Annotated in this window: 13 protein-coding genes; 3 read left to right on the top strand and 10 right to left on the bottom strand. The window is 73.6% G+C overall.

Annotated features, from left to right (window positions below):
- Positions 1-13 precede the first annotated feature (13 nt).
- Both AB0F71_RS24195 and AB0F71_RS24190 read left to right on the top strand, forming a co-directional pair.
- The gene (locus tag AB0F71_RS24195; RefSeq protein WP_360237921.1) at positions 14-931 is read left to right on the top strand and encodes an undecaprenyl-diphosphate phosphatase; all 918 of its coding nucleotides are present in this window, start codon (positions 14-16) and stop codon (positions 929-931) included.
- A gap of 134 nt (positions 932-1065) precedes the next feature.
- Positions 1066-1824: a glucose 1-dehydrogenase gene (locus AB0F71_RS24190; RefSeq protein ID WP_360237919.1), complete on the top strand. Its 759-nt coding sequence runs from the start codon at positions 1066-1068 to the stop codon at positions 1822-1824.
- A 126-nt stretch (positions 1825-1950) separates the two neighbouring features.
- On the opposite strand, the gene AB0F71_RS24185 is transcribed toward AB0F71_RS24190, so the two are convergent.
- The gene (locus AB0F71_RS24185; RefSeq protein ID WP_360237917.1) at positions 1951-2847 is read right to left on the bottom strand and encodes a sigma-70 family RNA polymerase sigma factor; all 897 of its coding nucleotides are present in this window, start codon (positions 2845-2847) and stop codon (positions 1951-1953) included.
- A gap of 173 nt (positions 2848-3020) precedes the next feature.
- Here AB0F71_RS24185 and AB0F71_RS24180 point away from each other — a divergent pair, with 173 nt between their 5' ends.
- Entirely contained in the window at positions 3021-4463 is a 1443-nt protein-coding gene (locus AB0F71_RS24180; RefSeq protein ID WP_360237915.1) for a PLP-dependent aminotransferase family protein, read from the top strand.
- Here AB0F71_RS24180 and AB0F71_RS24175 read toward each other — a convergent pair whose 3' ends face one another.
- From AB0F71_RS24175 to AB0F71_RS24135, 9 genes are all read right to left on the bottom strand, one after another.
- Positions 4464-4667 (bottom strand): DUF6126 family protein, encoded by a 204-nt coding sequence (locus AB0F71_RS24175; RefSeq protein ID WP_360237913.1) that lies wholly within the window; start codon positions 4665-4667, stop codon positions 4464-4466.
- 32 nt (positions 4668-4699) lie between these two features.
- Positions 4700-5344: an XRE family transcriptional regulator gene (locus tag AB0F71_RS24170; RefSeq protein ID WP_360237911.1), complete on the bottom strand. Its 645-nt coding sequence runs from the start codon at positions 5342-5344 to the stop codon at positions 4700-4702.
- 80 nt (positions 5345-5424) lie between these two features.
- Positions 5425-7158, bottom strand: coding sequence for a pyruvate dehydrogenase (locus tag AB0F71_RS24165; RefSeq protein ID WP_360237909.1), 1734 nt, complete (start codon positions 7156-7158; stop codon positions 5425-5427).
- A gap of 127 nt (positions 7159-7285) precedes the next feature.
- Positions 7286-9691, bottom strand: coding sequence for a glycosyl hydrolase family 65 protein (locus AB0F71_RS24160; RefSeq protein WP_360237907.1), 2406 nt, complete (start codon positions 9689-9691; stop codon positions 7286-7288).
- Positions 9688-10446, bottom strand: a complete 759-nt coding sequence (locus tag AB0F71_RS24155; RefSeq protein ID WP_360237905.1) for a beta-phosphoglucomutase family hydrolase — start codon at positions 10444-10446, stop codon at positions 9688-9690. The genes AB0F71_RS24160 and AB0F71_RS24155 overlap by 4 nt, the downstream gene beginning before the upstream one ends.
- A gap of 101 nt (positions 10447-10547) precedes the next feature.
- Complete coding sequence (locus AB0F71_RS24150) at positions 10548-11348, bottom strand: VOC family protein (protein ID WP_360237903.1); 801 nt, start codon at positions 11346-11348, stop codon at positions 10548-10550.
- Between the two features lie 217 nt (positions 11349-11565).
- On the bottom strand, positions 11566-12015 hold the full coding sequence (locus AB0F71_RS24145) for an SRPBCC domain-containing protein (protein WP_360237901.1): 450 nt from the start codon (positions 12013-12015) through the stop codon (positions 11566-11568).
- A 114-nt stretch (positions 12016-12129) separates the two neighbouring features.
- A complete protein-coding gene (locus AB0F71_RS24140) occupies positions 12130-13893 on the bottom strand; it encodes an LCP family protein (RefSeq protein ID WP_360237899.1) in 1764 nt (587 codons plus the stop codon).
- Between the two features lie 303 nt (positions 13894-14196).
- Positions 14197-15915 carry an LCP family protein gene (locus tag AB0F71_RS24135; RefSeq protein ID WP_360237897.1) on the bottom strand — a complete coding sequence of 573 codons (1719 nt, stop codon included), beginning with the start codon at positions 15913-15915 and terminating at the stop codon, positions 14197-14199.
- Positions 15916-15929: the final 14 nt, after the last annotated feature.

Raw genomic sequence — 15929 nt, 5'->3', positions numbered from 1 at the left:
GCGAAGGTGCGCGATGTCCACCCTGACCTACCCGGAAGCGATAGGCGTCGGCCTGCTGCAGGGTGTGACGGAACTCTTCCCGGTCTCCAGCCTGGGCCACAGCATCCTGCTCCCGGCCGTGCTCGGCGGGAAGATCCAGCAGGACCTCGACATGACCGCCGACGGCTCCCCCTACCTCGCCGCGCTGGTCGCCCTGCACCTCGCCACCGCGCTCGCCCTGGTGGTGTTCTTCCGGCGGGACTGGGTCCGGGTGGTCAGCGGCCTGGTCAGTTCGATCCGGTACCGCCGGGTGCAGACCCGGGACGAGAAGCTCACCTGGCTGCTCATCATCTCCACCATCCCGGTCGGCGTGGCCGGACTCGTCCTGGAGAAGGCCCTGCGGCACGCCCTCGGCAAGCCGCTGCCCGCCGCCGTCTTCCTCGCCCTCAACGGCCTGGTGCTGCTCGGCGCCGAACGGCTCAAGCGCGGTGGCAGCGGCCGCCGCCGGGCCGGGTACGCCGCCCCCGTCGACGAGCCCGGCCTCGACCCGGCGATCGCCTCCGACATCCGGCTGACCAGGCTCGGTTACGGCCAGGGCGCCTGGATCGGCGCCGCCCAGATCCTCGCGCTGTTCCCCGGCATCAGCCGCTCCGGCGTCACCATGAGCGCCGGCATCCTGCGCGGACTGCACCACGAGGACGCCGCCCGGTTCTCCTTCCTGCTCGCCACCCCGGTCATCCTGGCCGCCTCGGCACTGAAGGTGCCCGAGCTGTTCAAGCCGGAGAACTCCTCCGTGCTCGGCCCGGTCGCGGCCGGCAGCGTCGCCGCCTTCGTGGCCGGCTACATCTCGGTGCGCTTCCTCACCAAGTACTTCGAGACCCGCAGCCTGACCCCGTTCGCGGTGTACTGCTTCCTGGCCGGCCTCGGCAGCGCGGTCTACCTCTCGGTCTGAGGCCCCTACGCAGATCCGGCACCCGCCCGTGCTGTCCCGCCCGTCCCGTCCGTCCCGCAGAAAACCCGCGCGCCGAACGGCCGCCTCGGCGACCATGTCACCGGCAGGACAAGCGACTTCACGGTGGAGGAACGGTGGCAGGACAGGTGCGCGGGGTGGCCGAGGGCAGGGCGGCGGTCGTCACCGGCGGCTCGCGGGGCATCGGACGGGCGATCGTCGAGCGGCTGGCGCGCGAGGGCGCGGACGTCGTCCTCGGCTACGCCACCGACCGGGCGGCCGCCGAGGCGGTGGTCGACGCGGTCGCGGCGGGCGGCGGACGCGCCTGGGCCGTACCGGCCGACCTCGGCGAGCCGGGCGCCGCCGAGCGGCTGATGGCCGCGGCCGAGGAGCGGCTCGGCGGGCTGGACATCCTGGTGAACAACGCCGCGCGCTCCTTCACCCCCACCCCGCTGGCGGACCTCGACGACACGGCCTTCGACGCCGTGCTGGCCGTCAACACCCGTGCCGTGTTCGCCACCGTCCGCTACGCGGCCCGCCGGATGCGCGACGGCGGACGGATCGTCAACATCTCCAGCGTGAACACCGCCCGCCCCGTCCCCGGCATCGCCGCGTACGCCGCCAGCAAGGGCGCCGTCGAGCAGCTCACCGCCGTCGCCGCGGCCGAGCTCGGCCCGCGCGGCATCACCGTCAACACCGTCTCCCCGGGCGCCACCGACACCGACCTGCTGCGCGCCACCAACCCGCCCGAGGCGCTCGACCGGGTCGCGGGGATGACCCCGCTGCGCCGGCTCGGACAGCCCGAGGACATCGCCGACGTGGTCGCCTTCCTGGCCGGGCCGGACGCCCGCTGGATCACCGGGCAGAACCTCCGCGCGACCGGCGGCCTCGGCTGACCGGCGGCCTGGGCTGATCGACGGTCTGGGCTGACCAGCAGCCTGGGCTGACCGACGGCCGTACCCGATGACCCCCGGGCCGTCCGGCGAACTGCCGTACGGCCCGGGGGAGTTGCCGGACGCGACTCAGGCGCCGAGCCCCAGGGCGCCCAGCCGGGCCGGGTCGGTGAGGATGTCCAGTCCGGTGATCCGGCCGCGGTGGATCGTGAAGGACATGACCGAGAGCGGACGGCCCTCGGCGAAGGACACCACTCCGGGCGAGCCGTTGACCAGCACCAGGTGTCCGTCGGCGGCGAACCGGGCGAAGGCGATCGCCTGGGCGGCGACCTCGGCCGCGCCCCGGCGCAGCGCGCTCGGCACCAGCGTGCCGCCGTCGGACCGGGCCACCACCTCCGGGTCCAGCACCGCGAGCAGGGCGTCGAAGTCGCCGCCCCGGGCGGCGGCCAGGAAGGCCTCCACCACCGCCCGCTTGAGCCCTTCGTCGGTGTCGCCGGCCGGGGTGGCGCCCTGCACCCGGCGGCGGGCGCGGCTGGCCAGTTGGCGGGTCGAGGCGGCGGTCCGGCCGAGCACCTCGGCGATCCCGTCGAAGGGCACGTCGAACATGTCGTGCAGCACGAAGGCCAACCGCTCCGCCGGGGAGAGCGTCTCCAGCACCACCATCAGCGCGATCCCCACCGAGTCCGCGACCAGGATCCCGTGCACCGGGTCCAGCGCCGCCGACCCGGTCACCACCGGGTCCGGCAGCCGCACCCGCCCCTCCTGCTCGGGCAGCGGATCCTCCCGCCGGGAGACCCGGAAACGCAGCTGGTCCAGGCAGATCCGGCCGACCACCGTGGTCAGCCAGGCCCCGAGGTTGCGCAGCTCGCCCGCGTCACTGCGGCTCAGCTTGAGCCACGCCTCCTGGACGGCGTCCTCCGCCTCGGCGACCGACCCCAGCATCCGGTAGGCCACGGAGCGCAGTTGGGTGCGCTCCGCCTCGAACCGTGCGGCCAGCAGCTCCGCTTCGGAGTCTTCCTCGCCCATCTGTCACATCCTCGCCTCGGAATCCGTCGGATCGCTGACGGGAACCGACCGTCCCGACCATCCCACTGGTCCCACCAACCCCGACGACCCCACCCGATTCTGCCGAACCCGAAGGAGGGCGGCCACCGCTTCGAGCACATCGGCACCCGTCGCGACAGGTCAGAATGGGGCCCGTGAACGGCTCCTGGACCTCCTTCGGCGGCGATCTGCACCTGGACCTCACCGAGCGGCGCGCTGCCGGTGCCGGCCTGCGGGCGGCGCTGGAGGACGCGCTGCGCGAGGCGGTGCAGGACGGACGGCTGGCGCCCGGAACGCGCCTGCCGTCCTCGCGGGCGCTCGGGGAGGACCTCGGGATCGCCCGCAACACGGTGGTCGAGGCGTACGGGCAGCTCGCCGCCGAGGGGTGGCTCAGCTCGCGGCAGGGGTCGGGGACCACCGTCGCGCGGCGGGCCGTGCCGGTGCGGGGCGCGCGGTCCGCACCGGCCGGGGGGCGGCCGCGGAGCGTCCGGCACGACCTGATGTCCGGGCGGCCCGACCTCTCGCTGTTCCCCCGCACCGCCTGGCTGGCAGCCGCCCGCCGGGCCCTCGCCACCGCGCCGCACGACGCGTTCGGCTACGGCAGCCCGCTGGGCCGGATCGAACTGCGCGAGGCGCTGACCGACTACCTGGCCCGGGTCCGCGGGGTCCGCACCGACCCGGACCACCTGCTCGTCTGCGGCGGCTTCCAGCAGGGCCTGGGCCTGCTGTGCGCGGCGTTGAAGGAGCGCGGGGCCCGGTCGCTCGCGGTGGAGGCGTACGGGCTGCCGCCGCAGCACGCCGTGGTGCGGGCCGCCGGGCTGGCGACCGTCCCGCTGCCGCTGGACTGCGAGGGTGCGCTGGTCGACCGGCTGGACGCCGGCCCCGCCGCCGTCCTGCTCACCCCGGCCCACCAGTACCCGACCGGCGCGCCGCTGTCCGCCGACCGGCGGGCGGCCGCGGTGCGGTGGGCGCGCGAGCAGGACCGGTACGTGATCGAGGACGACTACGACGGCGAGTTCCGCTACGACCGGCAGCCGCTCGGCGCGATGCAGGCGCTCGACCCGGAACGGGTGGTGTACGCGGGCACCGCCGCCAAGAGCCTGGCCCCGGGCCTGCGGCTGGCCTGGCTGGCCCTGCCGGACGCGCTGGTGGAACCGGTCGCCCGGTTGAAGGCGCTGGCGGACATGATGTCCCCGGTGCTGGACCAGCTGACCCTGGCCGAGCTGATCACCTCGGGGACGTACGACCGGCACGTACGGCGCTGCCGGCTGCACTACCGGCGCCGACGGGACCGGCTGGTCGCCGCGCTCGCCGAGCACGCCCCGCGGGTCGAGGTCACCGGCATCGCGGCCGGACTGCACGCCGTCCTGCAACTCCCGCCCGGTGCAACGCCGGAGGCGGAACTGCTGGCCCGCGCCGAGGCCGCCGGGCTGGCCCTCAGCGGCCTCGCATCGCACCGCGCCGACCCGGCGACGCCGGGGGCGCCGGGGGCGGAGGAGGAGGCCGGGCCCGCGCTGGTGATCGGTTACGCGTCCCCGCCGGAGCACGCCTTCCCGGCGGCCCTGGAGGCCCTCTGCCGGGTGCTCCGCGACGCCTGACTACTTGTTGCGGGTGCCCAGTTCGAACAGCAGGATGATGAACCCGGCGAAGAGGTGGCAGCCCACGGTGTAGATCACCAGGCGGTGGTAGACCCGCTTGTTCGCCCACTTGCCGGCGTCGATGGTCTTCGGGCCGGCGGCGGTGTCGGGGGCCGCGGTGCTGGTGGCAGTGGCGCTGTTGGCAGCGGTGGTGGGATCGGCCATGGTGATCTCCTCCGAGGTGGTCCGACGGCGGGTCAGTGGCTCGCGGCGGGGCCGCCGCCGAGGCAGAGTTCGCCGCCGGGGCTCTGCAGCAGGGTGTGGACGAAGAGCAGTTCGACGCCGGTGCCGGATTCGGCGGCGATGCAGTGCGGGGTCAGCGAGTCGTAGTGGGCGGAGTCGCCGGGGGCGAGGTGGTGGACGCGGTCGCCGAGGGTGACCCGCAGCTCCCCGCGCAGGACGTACAGCCACTCCTCGCCGGGGTGGACCCGGACCACCGCGTCCTGGACGCCCGGCGGGACGTGCACCCGCAGGGCCTGCATGGCGCGGCCGGGGGCGCCGGCCCGACGGTAGCCCCAGCCGCCGGCCCGGCCGGGCTCGATGGCGCCGCCGCGGACCACCGGGTCCGGTTCGACCAGGGCCTCGCCGAGCAGCCCGGAGACCGAGGTGCCGTAGGCGCGGGCCAGGCCGAGCAGGACGGGCAGCGAGGGCTGCCGGCGACCGGTCTCCAACCGGGACAGATAGGCTGGGGAGAGGCCGATCCGGCCCGCGGCGACCTCCAGGGTGAGCCGGCTGCTGAGCCGGTGCTCGCGGAGGCGGGCGGCGAGGCCGGCGACCTCCTGGTCGTCGATCCGGCCGTCGTCGGCGGGAGTGCCGGTGGCACCGGTGGTGCTGCTGGTCATGTGAACCAGTGGACACCCGCCCTGCCGCAGCGGCAAGAAATTTGCCTCAGGGGCAAACCGCTACCGCTGGTACGAGGGGCTCACGGCCGGGGGATGTTCCGCAGGTTGCTGCGCGCCAGGTCGACCATCCGCCCGACCCCGCCGGACAGCACCGTCCGCCCGGCCGCCAGCGCGAAGCCCTTGACCTGGGCGGCGGTGATCCGCGGCGGGATGGACAGCGCGTTGGGGTCGGTGACCACGTCCACCAGGGCCGGCCCGGGCCGCTCCAGCGCCTCCGCCAGCACCTCCCGGACCCTGGCCGGCTCGGTGACCCGCTTGGCCGGGATGCCCATCGCCCGGGCGATGCCCGCGTAGTCCACGTCCCCGTTGTCGATCTCGTACTCCGGGTAGCCGGAGACCAGCATCTCCAGCTTGATCATGCCGAGCGCGCCGTTGTTGAAGACCACCGTCTTCACCGGCAGCCGGTGCTTGGCCACCGTGAGCAGTTCGCCGAGCAGCATGCCGATCCCGCCGTCGCCCGCCATCGCGATCACCTGCCGCCCGGGGCAGGCGAGTTGGGCGCCGATCGCGTGCGGGAGGGCGTTCGCCATCGAGCCGTGCAGGAAGGAGCCGATCACCCGGCGGCTGCCGTTCGGCTGGAGGTAGCGGGCGGCCCAGACGTTGTTCATGCCGGTGTCCACGGTGAACACCGCGTCCTCGGCGGCGACGTCGTCCAGCACCGCGGCGACGTACTCCGGGTGGATCGGCAGGTGCTTCTCGATGTCCCGGGTGTAGGCGCCGATCACGTCCTCCAGCGACTTGCAGTGCTTGCGCAGCAGGCCGTCCAGGAAGGAGCGGTCCGACTTCGCCTCCAGCAGCGGCAGGACGGCCCGCAGGGTGGCCGCGACGTCCCCGTGCACGGCCAGCTCCAGGGCGGTGCGCCGGCCCAGCCTGGTCGCGTCGTGGTCGACCTGGACGGTGTGCGCCTGCGGCAGGAAGGAGTCGTACGGGAAGTCGGTGCCGAGCAGCAGCAGCAGGTCGGCGGAGTGCAGCGCCTCGTGGCAGGCGCCGTAGCCGAGCAGGCCGCTCATCCCGACGTCGTACGGGTTGTCGTACTGGATCCACTCCTTGCCGCGCAGCGAGTGCCCGACCGGCGCGTGCAGCGCCTCCGCGACCGCCATCACCTCGGCGTGCGCCCCGCGCACCCCGGCACCGCAGAACAGGGCGACCCGGCGGGCCTCGTTCAGCAGCCGGGCCAGCTCCTGCACCTGGGACCAGGGCGGCGCGGCCACCGCCTGCTCGGTGAGGAAGTGGCTGCTGCCGGTCGGCCCGGCGGCGGGCAGCGCGGCGACGTCCCCGGGGAAGGCGAGCACCGAGACGCCGTGCGAACCCAGCGCGTGCTGGATGCCGACCCGCAGCAGCCGGGGCAGCTGGGCGGGGGTGGAGAGCATCTCGCACCAGTTGCTGCAGTCGGTGAACACCCGCTCGGGGTGGGTCTCCTGGAAGAAGCCGGTGCCGATCTGCTCGGAGGGGATGTGCGAGGCCAGCGCGAGCACCGGCAGGCCGCTGCGCTGGGCGTCGTACAGGCCCTGGACGAGGTGGGTGTTGCCGGGGCCGCAGGAGCCGGCGCAGACCGCGAGCCGGCCGCTGAGCTCGGCCTCGGCGGCGGCCGCGAAGGCGCCGGCCTCCTCGTTGCGCACGTGCACCCAGCCGATGCCGTCCGCCCGGCGGATCGCGTCGACCACCGGGTTGAGGCTGTCCCCGACCACGCCGTAGACCCGCTCCACCCCGGCCTGCCGGAGCACCTCGACCATCTGTTCGGCCACGGTCGCCACGGGCGCACCCCTTCGCCGGGCGCCGGGCGTCGGCCGGGCGCCGGTTGTCACCGGACGTGCCCACCCTCCGGGGTGGGGGCCCGCCCCGCATCCGGAGCGGGCCCGAACAGGCGAGCGAGCGGCGCGGCTACTCCGCCGCCAGGTGGTCCTGCTGGCCGAGCTTGCCGGTCACCAGGCCCGCCTGGGGCTGGCGGCGGGCCGGCTCGCGGCCCGGCGGCTGGACGCAGCGCTCCTGGGCGGGCGGGACGGTGGTGGGCACGGTGACCGGGGAGCCGGCCTTGACCTGGACCGTCTCGCCGTCGTGCCGCAGGTGGATCACCTCGCCGCGGCGCAGGGTGTAGGTGGTGCCCTCGTGGGTGATCCGGACGCCGAGCAGGTGGCCGCGGACCAGCAGCGAGAAGCTCAGCCGCATCAGCCCGGAGGGCAGCCGGGGCCGGAAGTCCAGCGTCTCGCCGTGGTCGCGCAGCCCGCCGAAGCCGGCCACCAGGGCGATGCAGGCCCCGGCGAGCGAGGCCATGTGCAGGCCGTCGCGGGTGTTGCCGCCGAGGTCGTGGAGGTCCATCAGGGCGGCTTCGGCGGTGTAGTCGTAGGCGAGGTCGAGCTGCCCGACCTCGGCGGCGATCACGGCCTGGGTACAGGCGGAGAGCGAGGAGTCCCGGACGGTGAGCCGCTCGTAGTAGGCGAAGTTGCGGGCCTTCTGCTCGTCGGTGAAGGCGTCGCCGCGGGTCTGCATGGCGAGCACCAGGTCGGCCTGCTTGACCACCTGCTTGCGGTACAGGTCGAAGTACGGGTAGTGCAGCAGCAGCGGGTACTTCTCCGGCGGGGTGCCCTCGAAGTCCCAGACCTGGTGGTGGGTGAAGCCGTCGGCCTGGGGGTGGACGCCGAGGTCCGCGTCGTACGGGACGTACATCGCGGCGGCGGCGTCGCGCCAGGCGGCGGTCTCCTCGGTGTCCACGCCGAGCGCGTCGGCCTCGCGCGGGTGGCGGACGGCGGCCTCGGCGGCGGCGCGCAGGTTCGTCTGCGCCATCAGGTTGGTGTAGACGTTGTTGTCGGCGACGGCGCTGTACTCGTCGGGGCCGGTGACGCCCTCGATCCGGAACCGGCCGGCGCTGTCGTGGTGGCCGAGCGAGCGCCACATCCGGGCGGTCTCCACCAGGAGTTCGAGGCCGTACTCGCGCTCGAACTCCGCGTCCCCGGTGGCCCGGACGTACCGGGCGACGGCGGCGGCGATGTCGGCGCCGATGTGGAAGGCCGCGGTGCCGGCCGGCCAGTACCCGGAGCACTCCTCGCCGCGGATCGTCCGCCAGGGGAACACCGCACCGGCCAGGCCGAGTTGGGCGGCGCGTTCGCGGGCCAGCGGGAGCGTGGTGTGCCGCCAGCGCAGCGCCTGGTTGACGGCGCCGGGCAGGCAGTAGGTGAGCACCGGCAGGACGAAGGTCTCGGTGTCCCAGAAGCTGTGCCCGTCGTAGCCCGGGCCGGTCAACCCCTTGGCGGGGATGGCGCGTTCCTCGCTGCGGGCACCGGCCTGGAGGACGTGGAAGACGGCGAACCGGACGGCCTGCTGGAGTTCGACGTCGCCCTCGATCTCGATGTCGCTGGTCTCCCAGAACTCCATGAGGTAGTCGGCCTGTTCGGCGACCAGGCCGTCCCAGCCGGTGTACCGGGCGGCGTTCAGCGCGGCCTCGACCTGGTCCCGGACGGCGGGCAGCGAGCGGGTGCCGGACCAGCCGTAGGACATGAACTTGACCAGCCGCAGCCGCTGTCCGGGCGCCAGCACGGTGGTGACGCTGATCCGGCAGTGGTCGGCCTCGGCCTCGGCGACGGTGTCCAGCCGCTCCGGGCCCTCGATCACGTGGTCCATCCCGGCGGCGACCCGGATGCCGCTGAACCGGGTGCGGTGCACCAGCACGGCCTTGGTGCCGCTCGCGTGGTGCGCCTCGGCCTGCAGCGGCGCCTCCAGCACGGCGGAGGCCCGCGGGTCGCCCTCGGGACCGCCGGGCAGCTGCTCGTTGGCGACCAGTTCGGACTGGAGCACGATCCGCACCGGCCCGTCCACCGCCTCGACGGTGTACTCCACGGCGGCGATGGCCCGTTGGGTCAGCGAGACCAGCCGGGAGGAGCGCACCCGGATGGTCCGCCCGGCCGGGGAGGTCCATTCGCACTCCCGGTGCAGCACGCCCTCGCGGAAGTCCAACCACCGGGTGTGGCTGACCAGTTCGCCGTAGCGCAGGTCGAAGGGCTCGTCGTCCACCAGCAGTCGGATGATCTTGCCGTTGGTGATGTTGATGACGCTCTGGCTGGACTCCGGATAGCCGTAGCCGCCCTCGCCGTAGGGCAGCGGGCGCAGTTCGAAGACGCCGTTGAGGTAGGTGCCGGGCAGGCCGTGCGGCTCGCCCTCGTCCAGGTTGGCGCGCAGGCCGATGTGGCCGTTGGAGAGCGCGAAGACGGACTCGGCGCGGGCCAAGGAGGCCGGTTCCAGGCCGTGTTCGGTGATCTGCCAGGGATCGATGGTGAAGTTGTCCGCCGGGCTCATGCCTGCTCCCCCTCGTCCTCCGACAGCAGTTCGGCGAGGTCGTCGACGACCACGGTGGCGCCGTCGCGGCGCAGTTCGGCGGCCTGCCCGGTGCGGTTGACGCCGACCACCGCGCCGAAGCCGCCGGCCCGGCCGGAGGCGACCCCGGCCAGCGCGTCCTCGAAGACGGCGGCGTGCGCGGGCTCGACGCCCAGCTCGCGGGCCGCGTACAGGTAGGTGTCCGGGGCGGGCTTGCCGGGCAGGGCCCGCTGCTTGGCGACCACGCCGTCCACGATCACGTCGAACAGGTCCAGGATGCCCGCCGAGCGCAGCACGTCCCGGCAGTTGGCGCTGGAGGAGACCACCGCGCGGGGCAGTCCCAGCTCGCGCAGCCGGTGCACGTACGCGACCGAGCCCTCGTACGGGGCGACGCCCTGCTCGCGGATCAGCCGCAGCACGGTGTCGTTCTTGGCCCGGCTGACGCCCTGCAGGGTGCGGGTGTTCGGCGGGTCGTCCTCGGTGCCCTCCGGCAGGTCGATTCCCCGGCTCCGCAGGAAGGCCCGGGTGCCGTCCAGGCGCGGGCGGCCGTCCACGTAGGTGTCGTAGTCGGTGACGGCGTCGAAGGGGACGAACGGCCCGCCGGTGCGGGCGGCTTCGGCGCGCAGGAAGGCGTCGAAGGTGTCCTTCCAGGCCGCGGCGTGCACGGTTGCGGTCCGGGTGAGCACCCCGTCGAGGTCGAAGAGGAAAGCACGGATGTCGTCCGGTAGCCCCAGCATGGGTGCAGTCTGCCCCGGGAACGCGGGGGATGCCGCCCATTCCCGGCGGCGCGTCGCCGGAAGGGCGGCATCCGGTCGCCCGCCGCGTCCAGGGGCGACGGTTACGGCGAGTCCGGCAGCTGCGCCTCGGGCAGCTGGACGACGACGAACAGCGCGCCCTGCGGGTCCCTGACCACGGCCATCCGGCCGGACTGCATGTCGAACGGCGGCTGGAGCACCGAACCGCCGGCCTTGACCAGGGCGTCCACCGTGGAGTCGGTGTCGTCCACCGAGAAGTACGTCATCCAGTGCGAGGGGGTGCTGGGCTCCAGGTACCCGGGGATCGCCTGCATGCCGCCCACCGTGCGGTCACCGACGTTCAGCGAGTAGTAGCCGTCCATGCCCTGGACGGTGGCCGGGCGCAGTCCGAGGGCCGACCGGTAGAAGCGGCCGGCCGCCTCGGTGTCGGCGGTGTTCAGCTCGTTCCAGAGCAGCGCGCCGGGCTCGTTGACGACGCCCGCACCGATGAAGTCCATCGCCTGCCAGACCCCGAACCTCGCGCCGACCGGGTCGGCGGCGACCAGCATCCGGCCCATCGTGCCGACGTCCATCGGCGAGTAGACCATCGTGCCGCCGGCCCCGGTGATGGCGGCACCGGCCGCCTCGACGTCGTCCGAGGCCAGGTAGGTGGTCCAGCCGACCGGCGGCAGCGGCTCGCCCTCGGGCGCGGACTGCTGCATGATCCCGGCGACCGGGCGGTCGTTGAGGGTGCACACGGAGTAACCGCCGAACTCGGCCGGGCCGAGCTCGCCCTGCCAGCCGAACAGGTCGCGGTAGAAGGTGAGCGCGGCCTGCTGGTCGCTCGCCATCAGGTCGATCCAGCACGGGGTGCCTGGCTGGTACGGATCGGTCACTAGGGGCATCGCGGGGCCTCCCGGAGGCGGTGGTGGGCGGCTGGGTCGTCGGACGGGCGGGCGGACGGCCCGTACAACGGCGGTACGACGGCGGTACACCGCCCACCCTCGGGCCGGCACCGGCTTCCCGCCACCGGACGGCGCCCTGGTGGGCGACCGGTGGCGGGGCGGTGGCGGGACAGTGGCGGGGTGGTGGGCGACCGGTGCCCGGGCCGTGGCCGGGCGGTCACTCCTCGTCGTGGCGCAGGGCGGTGACGAAGAGCGGCTGCGCCTTGCCGCTCTGCGCGTAGTCCTTGAGCCGGACCAGCAGTTCGGCCCAGGTGCCGGCCACCATCGGGACGCCCTCCTCGCTGCCCGGCTGCCAGCCGCCGTGCCGGAACAGCAGCCGGGTGCGGCCGGGGGCGTCGGGCTGGTCGGAGAGCTCCCAGCTGATCCAGGTGCCGGCCCAGTGCGGCGGGAAGGCCCCGGCGTTGGCCCACAGCACCCGGTCCCGGTCGGCCCGCTCGCGGCGCAGCCGGAACGGCTCGGGGACCCCGGGGAAGTCGAGCAGCAGCACCTCGCCCTCGCGGTCCACCCCGGTGGTCCACCAGCCGGTCAGGCCGTCGTGGGTGTTGAGCGCGGCGAGGACGGCGTCCCGGGACGCGGCGATGTCGAACTGCATGGCGATCTCGGGCATGGGGTCCGCCCTTTCGGTGCCGTGGCCGGTGGGTCCCCCGCTACCGCCACCATGGCACGACCCCCGGAGCCACGCGCTCCGGGGGTCGTGCGGTCGGTCGTCCGGCGGGCGGGATCAGCCGCCGCTGCCGTAGGTGGTGTTGGCGCAGATGTCGTCGTCCGCCGAGCGGGCGTCGTTGGTGACGGTGGTGGGCAGCGGCTGCGCGGGCGTCTGGGCACCGGCGGTGGCGGGCGCGCTGGACGCGCCGGCCCCCATGCCGTTGGCCGCGGCGAAGTCCTGGCCGACGATCAACGAGATGCCGCGCGAGCTGCCGGGCTCCAGGCTGGCGCCCGGGAACAGCGCGGCGAGCTTCTCTGCGTTCGCCTTCTGGCTGGAGCTGTACTCGATGGTGGTCGTCCGGTACTTGGTGTTCGCCGCCTGGCCCGCGGTGCTGGCCGTGTACTTGGCGCCCTTGAGCAGGTCGGTCGCCTTGCCGGCCAGGCCGTTGACCAGCGTGCCGTTGTAGACCGCGACCTTGACCGAGGCGTTGGAGGCGTCCGCGGCCGCCGCGGCGGGCGTGCTGGGGGTGGTCGGCTGGGGGGCGGCGCTCGGGCTGGCGGCGGCGTCCGGCTGCTGGCCGGTGGCGTTCTGGCCGTCGATGGTCTGGTCGGCCTTGAGGGTCTCCCAGAGCTTGTTGGCGTCCGGCTGGACCAGGTCGATGTTGGCGTCCTGGGTGCGGTAGCGCCAGGGCGCCGTCACGAACTTGAGGTCGTGCATGTCGATGTTCTTCAACGACAGGCCGAAGGAGAGCAGCTTGTCCGCGGAGTCCAGCCCCGGGTCGACGGTCAGCGACTTGGTGGCCGCGTCGGCCAGCGGCAGCAGGTTGGTGGGGCTGAGCCCGTCCTTCTTCATCTTGCTGGCGAGCGAGCTCATGAAGGCCTGCTGGCGCTTCATCCGGCCGATGTCGGAGCCGTCGCCGATGCCGTGCCGCAGGCGGACGTAGTCGAGCGCCTGCTGCCCCTGGACGGTCTGCTTGCCCTGCGGGAGGACGAGGTTGCCCTTCTTGTGCAGGTTGGGGTTGATGTCCCCCTCGTAGATCGGCTTCGGCAGGCAGACGTCCACGCCGTTGACGGCCTTGGTCATCGCGGAGAAGCCGTTGAAGTCGACCACGATGGTGTGGTCGACCCGGATGCCGGTGACCTTCTCCACCGTGTTCTGGGTGCAGGCCGGGTTGCCGTCGTCGCTGCCGCCGACCGAGAAGGCGGCGTTGAACAGGTCGTTGCCGCCCTTGGTCCACTTGCCGTTGGGGAGCTTGCAGGACGGGATCGGCACGATCGTGTTGCGCGGGATCGAGATGCCCACGGCGTGCTTGTGGTCGGCGTAGACGTGCAGCAGGATCGTGGTGTCCGAGCGGGCGCCGCCGTCCTCGCCGCCGCCGAGGTCGGCGTTGTTCTTGCCGCGGCTGTCGGAGCCGATCAGCAGCACGTTCACCGGCTTGTTGCCGTCCGCGTCGGCCTTGGCCTCGGGCGGGCGGTCGGTGGCTATCGCGTCGGCGTCGAAGGACTTGATGTTGGCGTTCAGCTTGTAGTAGATCGCGCCGCCGGCGCCCGCGATCAGCACCAGCACGCCGGCCGCGGACCAGGCGACGATCTTCTTCACGTTCTTCTTGGGCTTGGCGCCGCGCCGCGCCGCCGCCCGTCCGCCGGTGCCGCCGCCGGGGGTGCCGGAGCCTCCGGAGCCGCTGTCCGCCCGGCCGCCGCCCTTGCCCTGGGCGGCGCGGCGGGCCTCGGCCCGGCCGCCGGAGCGCGGTCCGGGCACGCCGCCCGCCGCACCGTCCGCCGGGAGTGCCCCGGGCGCGTCCTCGCCCCGAGCCGGGCTCTCGCCCCTGCGACCTGCCATGCGCGTACCTTTCACCGACGGAAGCGACGCCCCGGACGATCTGGCGCACCGCACCCAGGGAGACGACCCGAACCGCTCCCTGGTTGTACGTACGAAGGTCAGTACAGACCGACCATCGTGGCTTCCGATCATATGGAGATCGAAGGTGATCACCGACCCCCGGTGCACCACCCACCCCGGCGGCCACGGGACGATCCCGTCACAGACCATCCGAAAAGGGCTGATTCCGGCGGACCGCGGCGCCGGCCCTGGAGGGGCTGGACCGGGGCCGGGACGGGCGCCGGAAGGGGGCCGGGAGCCGGGTCAGAACACGCAGGGAATGCCGCCGTCGGCCTGGGCGTCGACCATCGGGCCCTGCTGGGCCACGTTGGTGCCGGGGTCGGTCGGGGCACCGGTGGGGCGGTCGGAGGCGACGCCGGTGAACCCGGTACCGAGGGTGACGACCACCTTGTCCGGGCCGGCCGAGGCGGACTCGGTGGCGGTGACGCCGTAGCGGGCGGCGATCTGGTCGGCGGCCTCCTTGGCGCCCTTGCCGTAACCGACCGTGGTGGTCTTCGGCCTGGTGCCGGCCGGGCCGGTCCGGCCCTCCTTGAAGCCCATCCCGACCAGCACCTTGGCCTCGTTGGCGGAGGACACCCCGGCGGCGGAGGAGGCGTTCAGCACATCCACGGTGACGGCCTTGGCGGCCGTCGGCGCCGCACTCGCGGTCGACTGGGCGGGGGCCGGAGTGGTGGCGGTGGCCCCGGGGGTCGGATCGGCCGGGGCGGGGCCGGGGGCGGCATCCGCGTAGCCGAAGAGCTGCTTGACGATCTTCTGGATCTGGGCGGGGTTGACGCCGTTGACGTCCTCGCCGTTGACCTGCTTGAGCTCGGCCACCGGGAGGGTGCGGAACTCGGCGTTGCCTCCGGTCAGGTTGGGGGCCTGCTGGGCGAAGTCCAGGACGTTCCACTGGTTGTCGATGACCAGGTCCTCCTGCACCACGCCCATCAGCTCCCGCATCTTGCCGAGGTCGCCGATGATGCCCTTCTGCTTGAGGTTGTGGACGACGTAGGAGATGAAGGCCTGCTGGCGGTGGGTGCGGGCGAAGTCGTCGGCGTTGCCGTGGCCGTCGTCCAGGTTGTGCCGCTGGCGGACGAAGGAGAGCGCCTGGGCGGCGTCGAGCCTGCTGTGTCCGGCGGGGAGCTTGAGGCCGGTGCCGCCGCCGGCCTTGGTGGCCGTCCGGGCGATGATCGGGTCGTCCACCGGGTGGGTCAGGCAGACCTCGATCGGCTGGAGGGCCTTGGCGATGTCGAAGAAGCCCTTGAGGTTGACCTCGGCGACGTGGTCGACGGGCTGGTCCAGGAAGGTCTGGACGGTGCGGATGGTGGCCGCCCGGCCGACGTCCCGGCCGGCCTTCTCCAGCTCGGGGCCCTTGAGGCCCTTGGCCTTCGGGCTGTTGTCGAACTGGTCCTTGGCGTTGCCGTAGGCCTGCTTGATCTTGGCCATGCCCAGCTTGGTGCCGTCGCCCTTGTACGTCATGACGTAGTCGTCGCGCGGGATCGACACCGCCTGCACCTTGCCGCCGCCGGCCGGTATGTGCAGCAGGATCAGCGAGTTGGTGTTGTAGCCGCCGATCTCGGAGTCGTGGCCGGCGTGCAGGTCGTTCTCGACGATCGCCGGGTCGAGGTCCGAACCGTCCATGGCCTTGCGGCTGTCCAGGCCGATCAGCAGCAGGTTGATCGAGTTGTCGAGGTGCTTGGGGGCGTCCTTCTTGGTCTCGTCCAGGGCCTTGGAGACGGTCATCCCGTCGGTGAGGGACGTGTACTCGTACCAGACCACCCCGCTGGCCGCGAACACCGCGAAGCCCACCGTGCAGGCCACCACCCGGCCCGCGATCACCAGCGCGGAGCGACCGCCGCCGCCTCCCCTGCGGGCGGCCGCCCGGCCGGGCCGGGGCGGCTGCCCGGGCGGTTCGGCGGGACCGGCCGGCCCGGCGTGTTCGGTGTACTCGGTGTCTTCGGTGCGCTCGCCGTGTTCGGCCATGGTGTGTCCCCCGG

Origin of the sequence: Kitasatospora sp. NPDC028055 (genome assembly GCF_040637885.1) — a bacterium.
In the GTDB taxonomy this organism is placed as follows: domain Bacteria; phylum Actinomycetota; class Actinomycetes; order Streptomycetales; family Streptomycetaceae; genus Kitasatospora.
This window is presented reverse-complemented; position numbering and strand designations above follow the sequence as displayed.